This window comes from Methylocystis sp. (genome assembly GCF_050246715.1).
Classification (GTDB): Bacteria; Pseudomonadota; Alphaproteobacteria; order Rhizobiales; family Beijerinckiaceae; genus Methylocystis.
Genome location: NZ_JBFWVN010000036.1, coordinates 23,273 through 36,845, shown reverse-complemented (window position 1 = coordinate 36,845; position 13,573 = coordinate 23,273). Strand labels below are relative to the sequence as shown.

Sequence of the window (13,573 nt, the reverse complement as noted above, 5' to 3'; positions counted from 1 at the left end):
GACAGCGGCGCCGGATCAATTTGCAAGCAAACAGCATCCCGCGCAGCGAAAACCTGCGGAAACGATTACTTCCGCAGGTCTCAAAACTTCGTCACGTCAACGCCTTGCGAGTTCTTCACGGATGACTTCGCCATTCTCTATGCGCGGCAGAACGCGGAAGACTACGTAGCGTTTTGCGCGCGCCACGGCGCTACGCCTGCTCTTCCCTGACCGTGGCGTAGCTCGCCGGAATCGACAGCGTCCAGATCAATCCCTCGGGCGGAAAATTCAGCGTCGCCGTTCCATCGAGCGCCTGGGCGACAAGGCGTTTGATCACCTTATGGCCAAAGCCTTCCCGCGGCGGCATCGCCACCGCCGGACCGCCGCTCTCGCGCCATTCCATGTTGAGCCGACCGTCTTCGAAGCCCCAACTCAGCGAGACGGCGCCGTCCGGCCGCGACAGGCCGCCATAGCTCAGCGCATTGGTCGCGAGTTCATGCAAGGCGAGGCCGATATTCTGCGCGGCCTCCGGCTTCAGCATGATTTTTGGCCCATCGATCTTGGCGCGTCCCGAAAGGTCGCCTCGAGGCACGTCCATGCAATAGGCAAGCTGCGCCCGCACCAATTCGCGCATCGAAGCGCCGCGCCAGTCCTGCGATACCAGGAGATCATGCGCCATCGACAGCGCCTGCAGACGGGCGGCGAATTTGCGCTGGAACTCTTCTAACGAAGGCGAGCCGGCGGCCGTCTGCCGCGACATCGCCTGCACCACGGCGAGCAGATTTTTCGAGCGATGCACGAGTTCGCGCAGCAGAACGCGGACATGCTGCTCGCGTTGCTTGCGCGGCGTGATGTCGCGCGCCGTGCCGAGGATACGCACCGCTCTGCCGTCCTCGAAGAAGGTGCGGCCGCGCACCGAAACCCAGCGTTCGATACGGTCGGTCTGACCGATGACCCGATATTCGATCTCATAATCGCCTTCGTGATTGGGATCGAGCGCGACGCCGACCGCCTCCTTGGTGCGCTTCTTGTCCTGCGGATGCAGCGCGCTACGGAAAATCTCGAAGCTTGCCGGAACGCCCTCGGGCAGCCCCCACAGGTGGCGCACGCGTTCGTCGATATGCACCTCGCCGGTGAGGAGGTTCCAATCCCAGATGCCGGTGCGCCCGGCGTCGAGCGCGAGCTGCATCCGCTCCAGGGCGAAGGCCTGCTCGTCGCAGTAGGACCGCGCCCCGCGCGCGTCATCGTTTTCTGGGCGAATTTCCGTGTCGGTCACGCGGCGCCTGTCGTCTGTTGGAAGGCCAACAGCATACTCTAGGACGGGCCCATAGGCGAGGGTTTAGACATCGACGAGTTCGGTCGCGAAAGCGGCGCGCTCCTGAATGAAGGCGAAGCGCGCTTCCGGCTTGTTGCCCATCAGCCGCTCGACGCAATCGGCGGTCTCCTCGCGATCGTCCGGCTCCACGACCACTTTGAGCAGCGTGCGCTTGCCCGGGTCCATCGTCGTTTCCTTGAGCTGCGCCGCGCTCATTTCGCCCAGCCCCTTGAAGCGGCTCGTCTCGATTTTTCCCTTTCCAGTCAATTCCTTGGCGATCAATTCATCGCGATGGTCATTGTCGCGCGCGTAAACCGTCTTGGCGCCCTGCGTGAGCTTATAAAGCGGCGGCTGCGCGAGATAGAGATGGCCGTTCTCGATGAGGCGCGGCATCTGCCGATAGAAGAAGGTGATGAGCAGCGAGGCGATATGCGCGCCGTCGACGTCGGCGTCGGTCATCACGATCACCTTCTCATAGCGCAGATCGTCGTCGCGGTAATGCGCGCCTAGTCCGCAGCCGAGCGCCTGGGTGAGATCGGCGAGTTGCTGATTGGCAAGCAGCTTGTCCTTCGTCGCCGAAGCGACGTTGAGAATCTTGCCGCGCAACGGCAATATCGCCTGCGTCGCGCGGTTGCGCGCCTCTTTCGCCGAGCCGCCGGCGGAATCGCCTTCGACGATGAACAACTCCGACCCTTGCGCCGAATTATTGGTGCAGTCGACGAGCTTGCCGGGAAGCCGCAGCTTGCGGGTCGCGGTCTTGCGGGCGATGTCCTTTTCGGCGCGGCGGCGCTGGCGCTCCTCGGCGCGCTCCACGGCGAAGTCGAGCAACTTATTGGCCTGCGACGGCGCGCCGGCGAGCCAATGATCGAAGGCGTCGCGCACCGCGCTCTCGACAATACGCGACGCCTCGGCGCTCATCAGGCGGCTCTTGTTCTGGCCCTGAAACTCAGGCTCGCGAATGAAGACAGAGATCATCGCCGCCGACTGGCCCATGAGATCGTCGGCGGTTATGTCCTTGGCGCGCTTCGCTTGGCTCACGCGCTCGGCATGATCCTTGAGCGCCTTTAACAGCGCGGCGCGAAATCCCGCTTCATGCGTGCCGCCGTCCGGCGTCGGAATGGTGTTGCAATAGGAATGGACGAAGCCGTCGTCCTCGGCGAGCCAGGAGACCGCCCATTCGAGCGAACCATGTCCGCCTTCGCGCACGATCTTGCCGATGAAGGGCTGGTCGGTGACAAGCTCCTTGCCGTGGATTTCGCGCGCCAGATAATCCTTCAGGCCGCCGGGAAAGCGCAGCACCGCTTCATGCGGCGTGTCCGCGCCGGGTTCGATCAGCGAAGGATCGCAGCGCCAGCGGATTTCGACGCCGCCGAAGAGATAGGCTTTGGAGCGCGACATGCGAAAGAGCCGCGCCGGCTTCCAATGCGCGCCAGCGCCGAAAATCTGCGCGTCTGGCTTAAAGCGCACCTTGGTGCCGCGACGATTGGCGATGCGCCCGAGCGATTTGAGCTTGCCGAGCGGCTCGCCGCGCGAAAACTCCTGCCGGTAAAGCTCGCCGCCAATCGCGACTTCCACTTCGAGCTTCTCGGAGAGCGCATTGACGACCGAAACGCCGACGCCATGCAGGCCGCCGGAGGTCTGATAGGCGCCTGAATCGAATTTGCCGCCGGCGTGGAGCGTGGTCATCACCACTTCCAGCGCGGATTTTTTTGGAAACTTCGGATGCGGATCGATAGGAATGCCGCGGCCATTATCGAAGACGGAGAGCCAGCCGCCGGATTCCAGCGTCACTTCGATGAAGGTGGCGTGGCCCGCCACCGCCTCGTCCATGGCGTTGTCCAGCACCTCGGCGAAGAGGTGATGCATCGCCGCTTCGTCAGTGCCGCCGATATACATGCCGGGGCGCCGGCGGACAGGCTCAAGCCCTTCCAGCACCTCGATCGAAGCGGCCGAATATTCAGCCGGCCCGCGCTTTGCGGCGGGTTTCGCTGCGGGCGCCTTGCGCGGCGCGCCGCTGAAAAGATCAGGTTTTGAAGCCATGAGCGATCTTAGCGCGATTCGGGGCGGGTTGGACCGTCCGGCGCGGCGCCGTGGTTCGGCCGACACACGGATTTCACAAAAAAGGCGGATGCGGCCTTGACTTGTCGCACGCACGAGGCTGGGGCATGCTCGTCCCTGCCTAATACTCACCTAAGGATTGTCGCTCAATCGAAAAATTCGGAGCGGTTCCATGGCCAAAATTCAGGATTTGGCGACCTATGAGGTCGATGTCGCGGCGCCGGACGGCAAGGTTCTGACGCCGGCGTTCTTTGTCGAGAGCACCGCTCCGATAAATTTTGACGACAAGGAAAGCGCCCTGCCGACGCCCGAATATTGCAAGCCCTCGACGATTGATGAAATCGTCGCAACTTTGGCGAAGCAGGAAAAGCCCAAACTGCTCATCACCGTGCATGGCTTCAACACGCCGCGCGACAGCGCGCTCGAGACCTATCGGCGGTCGTTCGTCGCGGTGAATGAGGACGCCGAGCTTCAAAACCGCGGCCTCGTCTGCATAGGATATCGTTGGCCGTCGGAAAGAGCGGGCACGCCGTGGCGAAGCGGCTTGAGCGCTGCGCCGATCTTCCTCCTCGGCGTATTATTCCTGGCGCTGGCCGCCGTCTATCTGGTGAATTTCTATTTTGAAATCTGCGATTTGTGGAAATTGGCGCGCGTCGCCGTGACCGCGGTGACGGCGACGATGGCGGTGATCCCAATTACGCTGTTTCTGCTGCGGCTGGTTGTCTATTTTCGCGACGGCTATCGCGCGACGAATTACGGCGTGCCCGACCTCGTCAATCTCATTCGGGAAATCGACGACAAATTGTCGAACGCCCGGCCAGCCGGCGCCGCCGACGATTTCTCCAGAAAGGTCGACCTTTCCTTTATCGGCCACAGCATGGGCGCCTTCGTCGTCACCAACGCCGTGCGCATTTTGACCGACGTGTTTTCGCCCCAAGCGATCGCCGCCATGCGAAGCATAGAAATGCCAGGGAGCGACGAAGAGCGCGAGCAGCGCGAAATCAGATCGAAAATCGGCAAGAGCTTTCTCTTGCGCCGCCTGGTGCTGGTTTCGCCGGACATTCCGGCTGAGGTCCTGTTGTTGGGCCGAAGCAACGCGCTGCATTCATCATTGATCCGATTTCAGGAAGCGCATCTTTTCTCCAATGAGGGCGATGAAATTCTGCGCGACATTTCGACGACGGCGAATTTCTTTTCGCTGCCCACCAAGAGCCGCAACTTCGGTTACCGGCTCGGCAATGTCGGCGTGCTGACCGGATGGGGAATTTCCGAACAGCTGACGCTCGGCAATCTGCGCGTCGGTTCCCGCACGCTCTATGAGCTTTACGCGGAGATCGACGCCGCGCAGTCGGAAGAATCCTTCGCGCAGCGGCTGACCTATTTCGACTGTACCGACAGCATCGACGATGAAGGCAAGGGAGTCGTGACGGACGCCACGCGCGGCGACGGGCCGAATCTGTCCTGGCTTGGACATCTGCGCTTGCTTTATATCCACCTCAGGCACGAAGTCGACGTTCACTCAGGCTATTTCTTGAGCGCCAGCCTCGTGCGTCGGCTCATCTATCGTTTCGCTGCGATCGGCTATGGCGACACCGAACAGCTCTATGGCGGTTTCGCAGGGTTGAGCGCGCAATGCGAACAATATCAGATCAAGTCGCTAAAGTCCGGCGCGCGCAGCATCGCCGCAGCCCAGGCGCAGGACGCCGTTCAGGCCGCGTCGACTTGATTGGCGGATCGTCGCGTTTTTCCTTGGATGCGCGCCGCTCGTCTTTGAAAGGGCTCAAGCGATAGATCGCGCTTCACCGGCGCCACGCGCTCGGCTATCGTTCTCCGCGGCAGTTCATCGCCGGCCCAAGTCCGGACTTCAGGGCGACAACGCAATCTCAAGAACGCACCGGCTGCAGGAGCAAAAACGTGACAGCGCGCAGCGCCTTCGCCAAGATCATATTTGTCGCGACCGCCCTACTCTTCGCAGCGCCGGTGCATGCGCTCGACAAGGTCCGCTTCGCGACCAATTGGCGCGCGCAGGCCGAGCATGGCGGTTTCTATCAGGCCGTCGCCGATGGAACTTATGCGCGCTATGGACTCGACGTGGCCATTCTGCAGGGCGGACCGCAGCTAAACGCCCGTCTGCTGCTTGCCGCCGGCCGTGTCGATTTCGCAATGGGCGCCAACACCATTCAAATGTTCGAATCGGTGCAGCAGAATGTGCCGATCGTCACCGTCGCCAGCATGTTTCAGCGCGATCCGGTGATTTTCATGTCGCATCCGGGCGTCGGCCTCGATCGCTTCGAAGATCTGTCCAAGGCGACGGCCTTTATCGCCAGCGACATGCGCGTTTCCGTTTGGCAATGGTTGAAACAGGCCTATGGCTTCAAGGACGAAAAGGTGAAGCCGTATAATTTTAACTCGGCGCCTTTCATTGCTGACAAAAATTCGATTCAGCAGGGTCTGCTGACGTCGGAGCCATACGCGATCGAACGCCAGGGCGGCTTCACGCCCAACATTTTTCTTTTGGCGGATTATGGCTATGACGGCTATTCGACGACGATCGAGACGCGCGCCGATACGATCGCCAAGACGCCGGACCTCGTTCAGCGCTTCGTCGACGCCTCGATCATCGGCTGCTACAATTATATCTACGGCGACAACGCCGCTGCGAACGCCATGATCAAGCGCGACAATCCGGAGATGACCGACGGACAGATCGCCTACTCCATCTCCAAGATGAAGGAGCGTGGAATCGTCGATTCCGGCGACGCGCTGACGCTAGGCGTCGGCGTGATCGCCGACGCGCGAATGAAGAGTTTTTTCGACAAGATGGCGAAAGCCGGGGTCGTTCCCGCGGATCTCGATTACAGGCGCGGCTATACGCTGCGCTTCATCAGCAAGAAGGTCGGCGTGGAGCTGCGGCCGAAATGACGCCGGCAACGCCGTCATGACCGCGTTCGACTTGGCCGATCAACAAACAACGGCGCCTGCGCTGGTTTCGCTCCGCGCCGTCGGCAAAACCTTTCCGAGCGGACTCGTCGCGCTCGCCGACTGTGACCTGGACGTGCGCGAAGGCGAGACGCTGACGCTGCTCGGTCCTTCGGGCTGCGGCAAATCGACGGTCTTAAGACTAATCGCCGGACTTGCGCGCCCGACCGCGGGCGCGATCGACTGGCGGGCGCCTGACATCAAGAACAATATCGGCTTTGTCTTTCAAGACGCGACGCTGCTGCCCTGGGCGAGCGTGTTCGACAATGTCTATTTGCCGCTGAGGCTTGGCGGACTTGCGCGAGAGGCGGCGGCGGCGCGCGTTGACGAGTCGCTCGCCCATGTTGGTCTTTTGGATTTTTCGCGCGCGCTGCCGCGCGAACTCTCTGGCGGCATGAGGATGCGCTGCGCCATTGCCCGCGCCCTGGTGACGCGGCCGGCGTTGATCCTGATGGACGAACCTTTCGCCGCCCTGGATGAAGTGACGCGCTTCAAACTCAATGATGATCTGCTCGCGCTCAAGCGTCGGCTCGGCGCGACGATCGTCTTCGTCACCCATTCGGTGTTCGAAGCGGCCTATCTTTCGACGCGCATCGTGGTGATGTCGCGGCGCGGCGGCCGGATCATCGACGAAATCTCGATCGACCCGGCGATGGCACGCGACGACGACTATCGATCGAGCAAAATGTTCTCTGACATATGCCGTCGAGGGTCGCATGCGCTTCGCGTCGCCATCGAAGAGGCGACGCCATGAAGACGAGCATGATCCGCGAGCGACAACCGATCCATTGGCGCGACATCGGCGTGCCGCTCGCCGTCTTCGTTGCGACGCTCGGACTTTGGGAAGGGCTGGTGTGGTGGAAGAACATTCCGCCCTATATTCTGCCTGCGCCCTCCGCCATTCTCGACAAGCTTATCGAGGATCGCGAACTCCTGTTCTCGTCGCTGATGGTGACGCTCGGCGTCACTTTCGAGGCCTTTGTGATCGCCACCATCTGCGGCGTGGCGCTGGCGCTGCTCATTGCGCAGTCGAAATGGCTGGAGCGCGCGCTGCTGCCCTTCGCGATCACCTTGCAGGTGACGCCGATCATCGCCATCGCGCCCTTGCTGCTCGTCTATTTGCAGCCTGGCAATGCGGTGCTGGTCTGCGCCTTTCTCGTCGCCTTCTTTCCGATTCTTTCGAATACGTCGCTTGGGCTCGCGTCAGTCGACTTCGGTCTGCGCGATCTTTTCGACCTCTATCACGCGTCGCCATGGCAGAAGCTGATCTATCTGCGGCTGCCGTCGGCGTTGCCGCAGTTCCTCGCCGGCCTACGCATCGGCGGCGGATTGGCGCTCATCGGCGCGATCGTCGCCGAACTCGCCGCCGGCGCCTCGGGACAGGGAACCGGCCTCGCCTATCGCATCGTCGAGGCGGGCTTTCGCCTCGACATTCCGCGCATGTTCGCGGCGCTGGCGCTGATTTCGCTGAGCGGCCTCGCCATCTACGGCGCGCTCGCCGCGCTGTCCCATTTTCTGCTGCGCGGCTGGCATGAGAGTGCGAGAGCGCAAGACGAATGACGCTGGTGCGGGATATCCGAGAGGACGATGCGCAAGACTGGCGCAGGCTTTGGGCGGGCTATAACGATTTTTATGAAGCTTCCGTGCCTACCGAAGTGACGGAATATACATGGCGCCGCCTCCTCGATCCGACATCTTCCTTGATCGGACGGATTGCTGAAATAGATGCGCGCGTCGTCGGCTTTTCCGTCTCAGTGCTGCATGACAGCAGCTGGACGTCCTCGCCGATCTGTTATCTCGAAGATCTCTTCGTCGATCCAAGCCTTCGCAGCGGAGGCGTCGGGCGCGCGCTCATTCAGGACCTCGTCGATCTTGGCCGCGCGCGCGGCTGGTCACGGCTCTATTGGCACACGCAAGCGAACAATCAACGCGCGCGGCGGCTCTATGACGCCTTCGTCGAAGCCGACGATTTCGTTCGCTACCGTCTGACGTTGTAACGCAGATGCGAATTTCAACGAGCCATTTGACTGTCATTGCCGACGCGCGCTACGCGCGCGATCGGGAATCCAGAGCGACATCTATGATCCTGTTGCGACTCTGGATTCCCGGTTGAACCTTCGGTCCGCCGGGAATTGTCCGTCGGGCCGTTCATGCCAACCGAGCGTCACTGTTCAGCGAAGTCGCCGACTTCGTCGAGATGATAGACGTCGTCGCGAAAATGCACGACGCCGTCCGCCGACGCCCAGCCGGTCATATAGACCCACGCCACCGGCACGTGATGCGTCAGCTTCACGTCCTCGCGCTCGCCCGATTTGATCTTGGCGTTGATCTCATCCTCGCTCATCAACGGCCCGGACTCGCCGTCGAGCAGCCAGGCCGCGAGATCGACGACGCCCTGCACGCGCACGCAGCCATGCGACAGGAAGCGATAATCATTGGCGAAGAGATTTCGCGTCGGCGTGTCATGCATATAGACGGAATAGCGGTTGGGCATCGAAATGCGGATCGATCCCAGCGAATTGCCCGAACCGGAATCCTGACGCAGCGTATATTGCACGCCGCGCTCGCTCGCCCAGTTGATCGAGCGCGGATCGACCTCCTCGCCATGCGCGTTGAGCACGCGCATATGCGAGCGCTTGAGATAGGTCGGGTCCTTCACCATTTTCGGCGCGATCTCGTTCTTGACGATCGATGCCGGCACCGTCCATGTCGGATTGATATTGACCGCGACGACCTTCGTCTGCAGCTCCGGCGAATGATGCTCGAGATCGCCGACGATCGCGGCGTAGCGGTGAACGACCTGATCATTTTCCACCGCATCTACCGCCGTCGATGGAATATTGACGACGATGTATCGTGGACCGAAAGCGAAATCGAGCGCCGTAAGCCGCCGCGCCGTCGAGTCGAGCTGAAGCAACCTTGTCGCCGCCGGAACATCGAGTTCGCGCAGCGTCGCGCTGGCGACGACGCCGGTCTGTTTCAGTCCTAAGCGGAACTGGAAGCGCTTGACCGCCGCCGTGAGATCGGCGTCCCATTTCGGCTTCGCCGTATCGGCGATGCTGTCGTCTTCGGCCGCAAGTCGCCGGCGCAGCGTCGACACCGCGGGTCCTTTCGAGCCGGGCCGCAACGAAACGCCGACGATCGGCCATCCGCCGGCGTCGACGATCTGTCGGTAGCGATCCGCCGCTTTCGCGGTGGTGTAAAAAGTCTGCGGCTGTAGCGCCGGAGTCGGATCGTCGGACAGCGCCGTCTCGCGCGGCGGCGCGAGCTTCGGCTTTGGCTTGCGCTTGGCCTGCGCAGGCGCCGGTGTCGCCGGCGGCGGCGCTTCGGGCGCGGCGCTGAGCGGCGGCGGCGAAAGCGAAGGGGCGGGTTCGGCAGGCGGCGGCGCTGGCGCGGCAGGGAGAGCCGGAGTGGGCGCTGATTGGACGGGCGCAGGCGCTGGCGCCTCGCTCTGCGCCCGGACCGGCGCGCCGGTCGCAGCCGCCGCCAACAGCGCCGCAAGTAGGATGCGCAAGCCGCGAGCGGAAGAGCTTCTCTTCATTTCGACGCCATGTCGCGCGCATCGCGTCGCGATACGCCCCTTTGGGCGCGTAGAGAATCACCCGCCCCTATCTTCAATTCTCGCATACTCTCTACTTTGGGGAGCGTAAACGCGTCGCCGCCATTCGCCCACTTGAGCGGCGGCGCAGGAAGACAGGCGTCGAGCGAGCGCTTGCCTTTTCTCGCGCCGCCCCGCATACCGCGCCGCAATAGGCAATCGAATTCCGGGACGGATATGGGCTTCAAATGTGGCATCGTCGGCCTGCCGAACGTCGGCAAGTCGACCCTTTTCAATGCGCTCACGCAGACCGCCGCGGCCCAGGCCGCGAACTATCCCTTCTGCACGATCGAGCCCAATGTCGGCGAAGTCGCCGTCCCCGACCCGAGGCTCGAGCAACTGGCCAAGATCGCCGGCTCCAGGGAGATCATCCCGACCCGGCTGACCTTCGTCGACATCGCCGGCCTCGTGCGCGGCGCCTCAAAGGGCGAAGGGCTCGGCAATCAGTTCCTCGCCAATATCCGCGAATGCGACGCCATCGCCCATGTGGTGCGTTGTTTCGAGGACGGCGACGTGACCCATGTCGAGGGCGGCGTCGACCCGATCCGCGACATTGAGACGATCGAGACCGAACTAATGCTCGCCGATCTCGAAAGTCTCGAAAAGCGCGTCGTGGCGATGGAGAAGAAGGCGAAGGGCGGCGACAAGGAGGCGAAAGCGCTCGTCGATCTGATGAACCGTTGCCTCGTCTTGCTGCGCGAAGGCAAGCCGGCCCGCCTCGCCAAGGTTGCCGACGACGAGCGCGCCGACTTCGCAGGGCTTGGGCTCCTGTCGTCGAAGCCGGTGCTCTATGTCTGCAACGTCGAGGAGGGGTCGGCGTCCGAGGGCAACGCCCATTCGGCGAAAGTCGCGACGCGCGCCGCCGAGGAAGGGGCCGCCGCGGTCGTCGTCTCGGCGAAGATCGAAAGCGAGATCGCGGTGCTGCCGGCCGACGAGCAGAAGGATTATCTCGAAGCCGTCGGCCTCATCGAGCCAGGGCTCAATCGCGTCATCCGCGCCGGCTATGATCTTCTCCATCTCATCACTTATTTCACCGTCGGCCCGAAGGAGGCGCGCGCCTGGACCATCGAAAAAGGCGTGCGCGCGCCGGCGGCGGCAGGCGTGATCCATACCGATTTCGAGAAGGGTTTCATCCGCGCCGAGACGATCGCCTATGACGATTACGTCGCCAACAAGGGCGAGACGGGCGCGCGCGACGCCGGCCGGCTACGGCTGGAAGGCAAGGAATATGTGGTCGCCGACGGCGACGTGATGCACTTCAGGTTTAATACGTGACCAAGCGCTACCGCTTGAATTTCTGATGCGAGCAAACTATTTTTGGGCGTCGAATGAGCTGAAACGGAATGAAATAGAGCGCTCTATGAGCCTGATGATTTCGGAAATCTATGACGCTTTCATCGCTGCCGGCGCGCCCGAGGAAAAAGCGCGCAAGGCGGCGGAAGCGATGACCGTTCACGAAAACCGCTTCTCAAGGATCGAAAGCGAGCTGGCGGTCTTGAAGTGGATGGTCGGCTTTGTAATGGCGCTCCTGTCGGCGGTGGCGCTGAAGCTCTTTCTCCACTGACGCGACAGCGCGCCGCCTCACCCCTTCGATAAATTATCGATCCGCTTGTTCAACTCGTCGAGCTGGCGTTTCAGATCGGCGACGTCGCCGCCTTCTTTATGAGCGCCGGCCTCATGCTCATTCAGGGTCGGGCCGGTCGTCATCCCTTCCGTCGGCACGCCGAAGGGGTTGAACATGGTCAGGGCCTGACGGAACACGGCCATGTTCTTGCGGGCCTGCTCCTCCAGGGACTGGAAGGCGGCGCGGGTCGGCTCGGCGAAAGGGCCGGCGCTGACGCCGAGCGCCGAGGCGAACTGGTCGCGAAACTTTTGTTGCTCCTTGGTGAGCTTGTCGATCGAGAATTCAAGATAGCTCGGCACCAGCATCTGCATTGAATCGCCATAGAAGCGGATAAGCTGGCGCAGGAAGGTGATCGGCAGCAGGCTCTGACCTTCCTTGCCCTCCTGCTCGAAGATGATCTGGGTGAGCACCGGCCGGGTGATGTCATCGCCGGTTTTTGCGTCGCACACGACGAAATCCTCGCCGCGCTTGACCATCGCCGCGAGGTCCTCGAGCGTCACATAGGTGCTTGTTCCGGTGTCGTAGAGTCGACGATTGGCGTATTTCTTGATGGTTGTGGGTTTCTTCTCGGTCGCCATCCGCCTGACACGCTCCCCTCGCCGCACGGCCGCCGCCCGTCCAAAATTCATTCGCCTGGCTCGAACGATACGCGCAAATTGGCGCCTGCGGCAATATTTTCGTGCCGAAAGCCTTTCGCCGCCACTCGATTCCGTGCAAAACGGGCCGCGGCTTGCCGAGCGCAAGCGCGAAAGACCGACAATTCGCCCCCTGGCCGGCCGAGGCGGTCGGGCAGTTAGACTTTTTCTAAGGAGACCGACAGATGACCGATATCGTGATCGTTTCCGCGGCGCGCACCGCTGTCGGATCGTTCAACGGAGCCTTTGGAGCGGTTCCGGCCCACGAGCTCGGCGCTGTCGCCATCAAAGCCGCTCTTGAACGCGCCAAGGTCCAGACTGGCGAGGTCTGCGAGGTGATTCTCGGGCAGGTCCTCGACGCGGCCCAGGGCCAGAATCCGGCGCGGCAGGCGGCGATCAAGGCCGGGATTCCGGACAGCGCCACCGCCTTCGGGGTCAATCAGGTCTGCGGCTCGGGCCTGCGCGCCGTCGCGCTCGCCGCCCAGCAGATCCTGGCGGGCGACGCCAATATCGTCGTCGCCGGCGGCCAGGAGTCGATGTCGCTCGCGCCACATGCGTCGCAGCTGCGCACCGGCACCAAGATGGGCGACGTGAAATTCGTCGACACGATGATCATCGACGGTCTCACCGACGCCTTCAACAATTATCACATGGGCCTCACCGCCGAGAACGTCGCCAAGCAGTGGCAGATCACCCGCGAGCAGCAGGACGAATTCGCTGTCAAGTCGCAGAACAAGGCCGAGGCGGCGCAGAAGGCCGGCAAGTTCAAGGACGAGATCGTCCCCTATACGATCTCGACCAAGAAGGGCGACGTCGTCGTCGACGCCGACGAATATATCAAGCATGGCGTGACCATGGAGGGCGTCTCAAAGCTGCGGCCGGCCTTCTCGAAGGACGGCACGGTGACGGCGGCGAACGCCTCGGGCCTCAATGACGGCGCCGCGGCGCTCGTCCTGATGAGCGCCGACGAAGCCAAGAAGCGCGGCCTGACGCCGCTCGCCCGCCTCGCCTCCTGGGCGACCGCCGGCGTCGATCCGGCGGTGATGGGCTCCGGCCCGATCCCCGCCTCGCGCAAGGCGCTGGAGAAAGCAGGCTGGAAGGTCGCCGACCTCGATCTCATCGAGGCGAACGAAGCCTTCGCGGCCCAGGCGCTCGCGGTCAACAAGGATATGGGCTGGGATCCCGCCATCGTGAACGTCAATGGCGGCGCGATCGCCATCGGCCATCCGATCGGCGCGTCGGGCGCGCGCGTGCTCACCACGCTTCTGCACGAAATGGCGCGTCGCGACGCGAAGAAAGGCCTTGCGACGCTCTGCATCGGCGGCGGCATGGGCATCGCGCTGACGGTGGAACGGTAAGAGCAGCAGTCGGCGATAGGCAGTCGG

At 62.6% G+C, this 13,573-nt stretch carries 12 protein-coding genes and 1 pseudogene; 9 read left to right on the top strand and 4 right to left on the bottom strand.

What is annotated here, in order from left to right:
- Positions 1-210: pseudogene (locus tag AB7I51_RS12115) on the top strand (hypothetical protein); the annotation flags it as partial.
- Here the strand turns inward: AB7I51_RS12115 and AB7I51_RS12110 are convergent.
- The gene (locus AB7I51_RS12110; RefSeq protein WP_428404465.1) at positions 191-1,255 is read right to left on the bottom strand and encodes a sensor histidine kinase; all 1,065 of its coding nucleotides are present in this window, start codon (positions 1,253-1,255) and stop codon (positions 191-193) included. The pseudogene AB7I51_RS12115 and the gene AB7I51_RS12110 sit on opposite strands and share 20 nt — an antisense overlap.
- Positions 1,256-1,318: 63 nt before the next feature.
- Positions 1,319-3,334 (bottom strand): DNA topoisomerase IV subunit B, encoded by a 2,016-nt coding sequence (gene parE / locus AB7I51_RS12105; RefSeq protein WP_428404466.1) that lies wholly within the window; start codon positions 3,332-3,334, stop codon positions 1,319-1,321.
- A gap of 190 nt (positions 3,335-3,524) precedes the next feature.
- Between parE and AB7I51_RS12100 the strand changes: the two genes are divergently transcribed.
- From AB7I51_RS12100 to AB7I51_RS12080, 5 genes are all read left to right on the top strand, one after another.
- Complete coding sequence (locus AB7I51_RS12100) at positions 3,525-5,078, top strand: hypothetical protein (RefSeq protein WP_428404467.1); 1,554 nt, start codon at positions 3,525-3,527, stop codon at positions 5,076-5,078.
- A gap of 188 nt (positions 5,079-5,266) precedes the next feature.
- A complete protein-coding gene (locus AB7I51_RS12095) occupies positions 5,267-6,274 on the top strand; it encodes an ABC transporter substrate-binding protein (RefSeq protein WP_428404468.1) in 1,008 nt (335 codons plus the stop codon).
- Between the two features lie 16 nt (positions 6,275-6,290).
- Positions 6,291-7,085 (top strand): ABC transporter ATP-binding protein, encoded by a 795-nt coding sequence (locus AB7I51_RS12090; protein ID WP_428404469.1) that lies wholly within the window; start codon positions 6,291-6,293, stop codon positions 7,083-7,085.
- Complete coding sequence (locus AB7I51_RS12085) at positions 7,082-7,891, top strand: ABC transporter permease (RefSeq protein WP_428404470.1); 810 nt, start codon at positions 7,082-7,084, stop codon at positions 7,889-7,891. The genes AB7I51_RS12090 and AB7I51_RS12085 overlap by 4 nt, the downstream gene beginning before the upstream one ends.
- A complete protein-coding gene (locus AB7I51_RS12080) occupies positions 7,888-8,328 on the top strand; it encodes an N-acetyltransferase family protein (RefSeq protein ID WP_428404471.1) in 441 nt (146 codons plus the stop codon). The genes AB7I51_RS12085 and AB7I51_RS12080 overlap by 4 nt, the downstream gene beginning before the upstream one ends.
- A 167-nt stretch (positions 8,329-8,495) precedes the next feature.
- On the opposite strand, the gene AB7I51_RS12075 is transcribed toward AB7I51_RS12080, so the two are convergent.
- A complete protein-coding gene (locus AB7I51_RS12075) occupies positions 8,496-9,872 on the bottom strand; it encodes a L,D-transpeptidase family protein (protein WP_428404472.1) in 1,377 nt (458 codons plus the stop codon).
- Positions 9,873-10,106: 234 nt separating this feature from the next.
- Between AB7I51_RS12075 and ychF the strand changes: the two genes are divergently transcribed.
- Positions 10,107-11,204: a redox-regulated ATPase YchF gene (ychF, locus tag AB7I51_RS12070; RefSeq protein WP_428404473.1), complete on the top strand. Its 1,098-nt coding sequence runs from the start codon at positions 10,107-10,109 to the stop codon at positions 11,202-11,204.
- 85 nt (positions 11,205-11,289) lie between these two features.
- On the top strand, positions 11,290-11,493 hold the full coding sequence (locus tag AB7I51_RS12065; protein ID WP_428404474.1) for an integrase: 204 nt from the start codon (positions 11,290-11,292) through the stop codon (positions 11,491-11,493).
- A 17-nt stretch (positions 11,494-11,510) separates the two neighbouring features.
- Here the strand turns inward: AB7I51_RS12065 and phaR are convergent, their stop codons facing one another.
- On the bottom strand, positions 11,511-12,131 hold the full coding sequence (gene phaR / locus AB7I51_RS12060) for a polyhydroxyalkanoate synthesis repressor PhaR (RefSeq protein ID WP_428404475.1): 621 nt from the start codon (positions 12,129-12,131) through the stop codon (positions 11,511-11,513).
- 242 nt (positions 12,132-12,373) lie between these two features.
- Here phaR and AB7I51_RS12055 point away from each other — a divergent pair, with 242 nt between their 5' ends.
- The gene (locus AB7I51_RS12055; protein WP_428404476.1) at positions 12,374-13,546 is read left to right on the top strand and encodes an acetyl-CoA C-acetyltransferase; all 1,173 of its coding nucleotides are present in this window, start codon (positions 12,374-12,376) and stop codon (positions 13,544-13,546) included.
- Positions 13,547-13,573: the final 27 nt, after the last annotated feature.

What these genes read in the sequence shown, in the direction of transcription:
- parE (WP_428404466.1), bottom strand. Translation starts at nt 3,334, where the DNA reads ATGGCTTCAAAACCTGATCTTTTCAGCGGCGCGCCGCGCAAGGCGCCC.
- AB7I51_RS12100 (WP_428404467.1), top strand. Translation starts at nt 3,525, where the DNA reads ATGGCCAAAATTCAGGATTTGGCGACCTATGAGGTCGATGTCGCGGCG.
- AB7I51_RS12090 (WP_428404469.1), top strand. Translation starts at nt 6,291, where the DNA reads ATGACCGCGTTCGACTTGGCCGATCAACAAACAACGGCGCCTGCGCTG.
- AB7I51_RS12085 (WP_428404470.1), top strand. Translation starts at nt 7,082, where the DNA reads ATGAAGACGAGCATGATCCGCGAGCGACAACCGATCCATTGGCGCGAC.
- AB7I51_RS12080 (WP_428404471.1), top strand. Translation starts at nt 7,888, where the DNA reads ATGACGCTGGTGCGGGATATCCGAGAGGACGATGCGCAAGACTGGCGC.
- AB7I51_RS12075 (WP_428404472.1), bottom strand. Translation starts at nt 9,872, where the DNA reads ATGAAGAGAAGCTCTTCCGCTCGCGGCTTGCGCATCCTACTTGCGGCG.
- ychF (WP_428404473.1), top strand. Translation starts at nt 10,107, where the DNA reads ATGGGCTTCAAATGTGGCATCGTCGGCCTGCCGAACGTCGGCAAGTCG.
- AB7I51_RS12065 (WP_428404474.1), top strand. Translation starts at nt 11,290, where the DNA reads ATGAGCCTGATGATTTCGGAAATCTATGACGCTTTCATCGCTGCCGGC.
- phaR (WP_428404475.1), bottom strand. Translation starts at nt 12,131, where the DNA reads ATGGCGACCGAGAAGAAACCCACAACCATCAAGAAATACGCCAATCGT.
- AB7I51_RS12055 (WP_428404476.1), top strand. Translation starts at nt 12,374, where the DNA reads ATGACCGATATCGTGATCGTTTCCGCGGCGCGCACCGCTGTCGGATCG.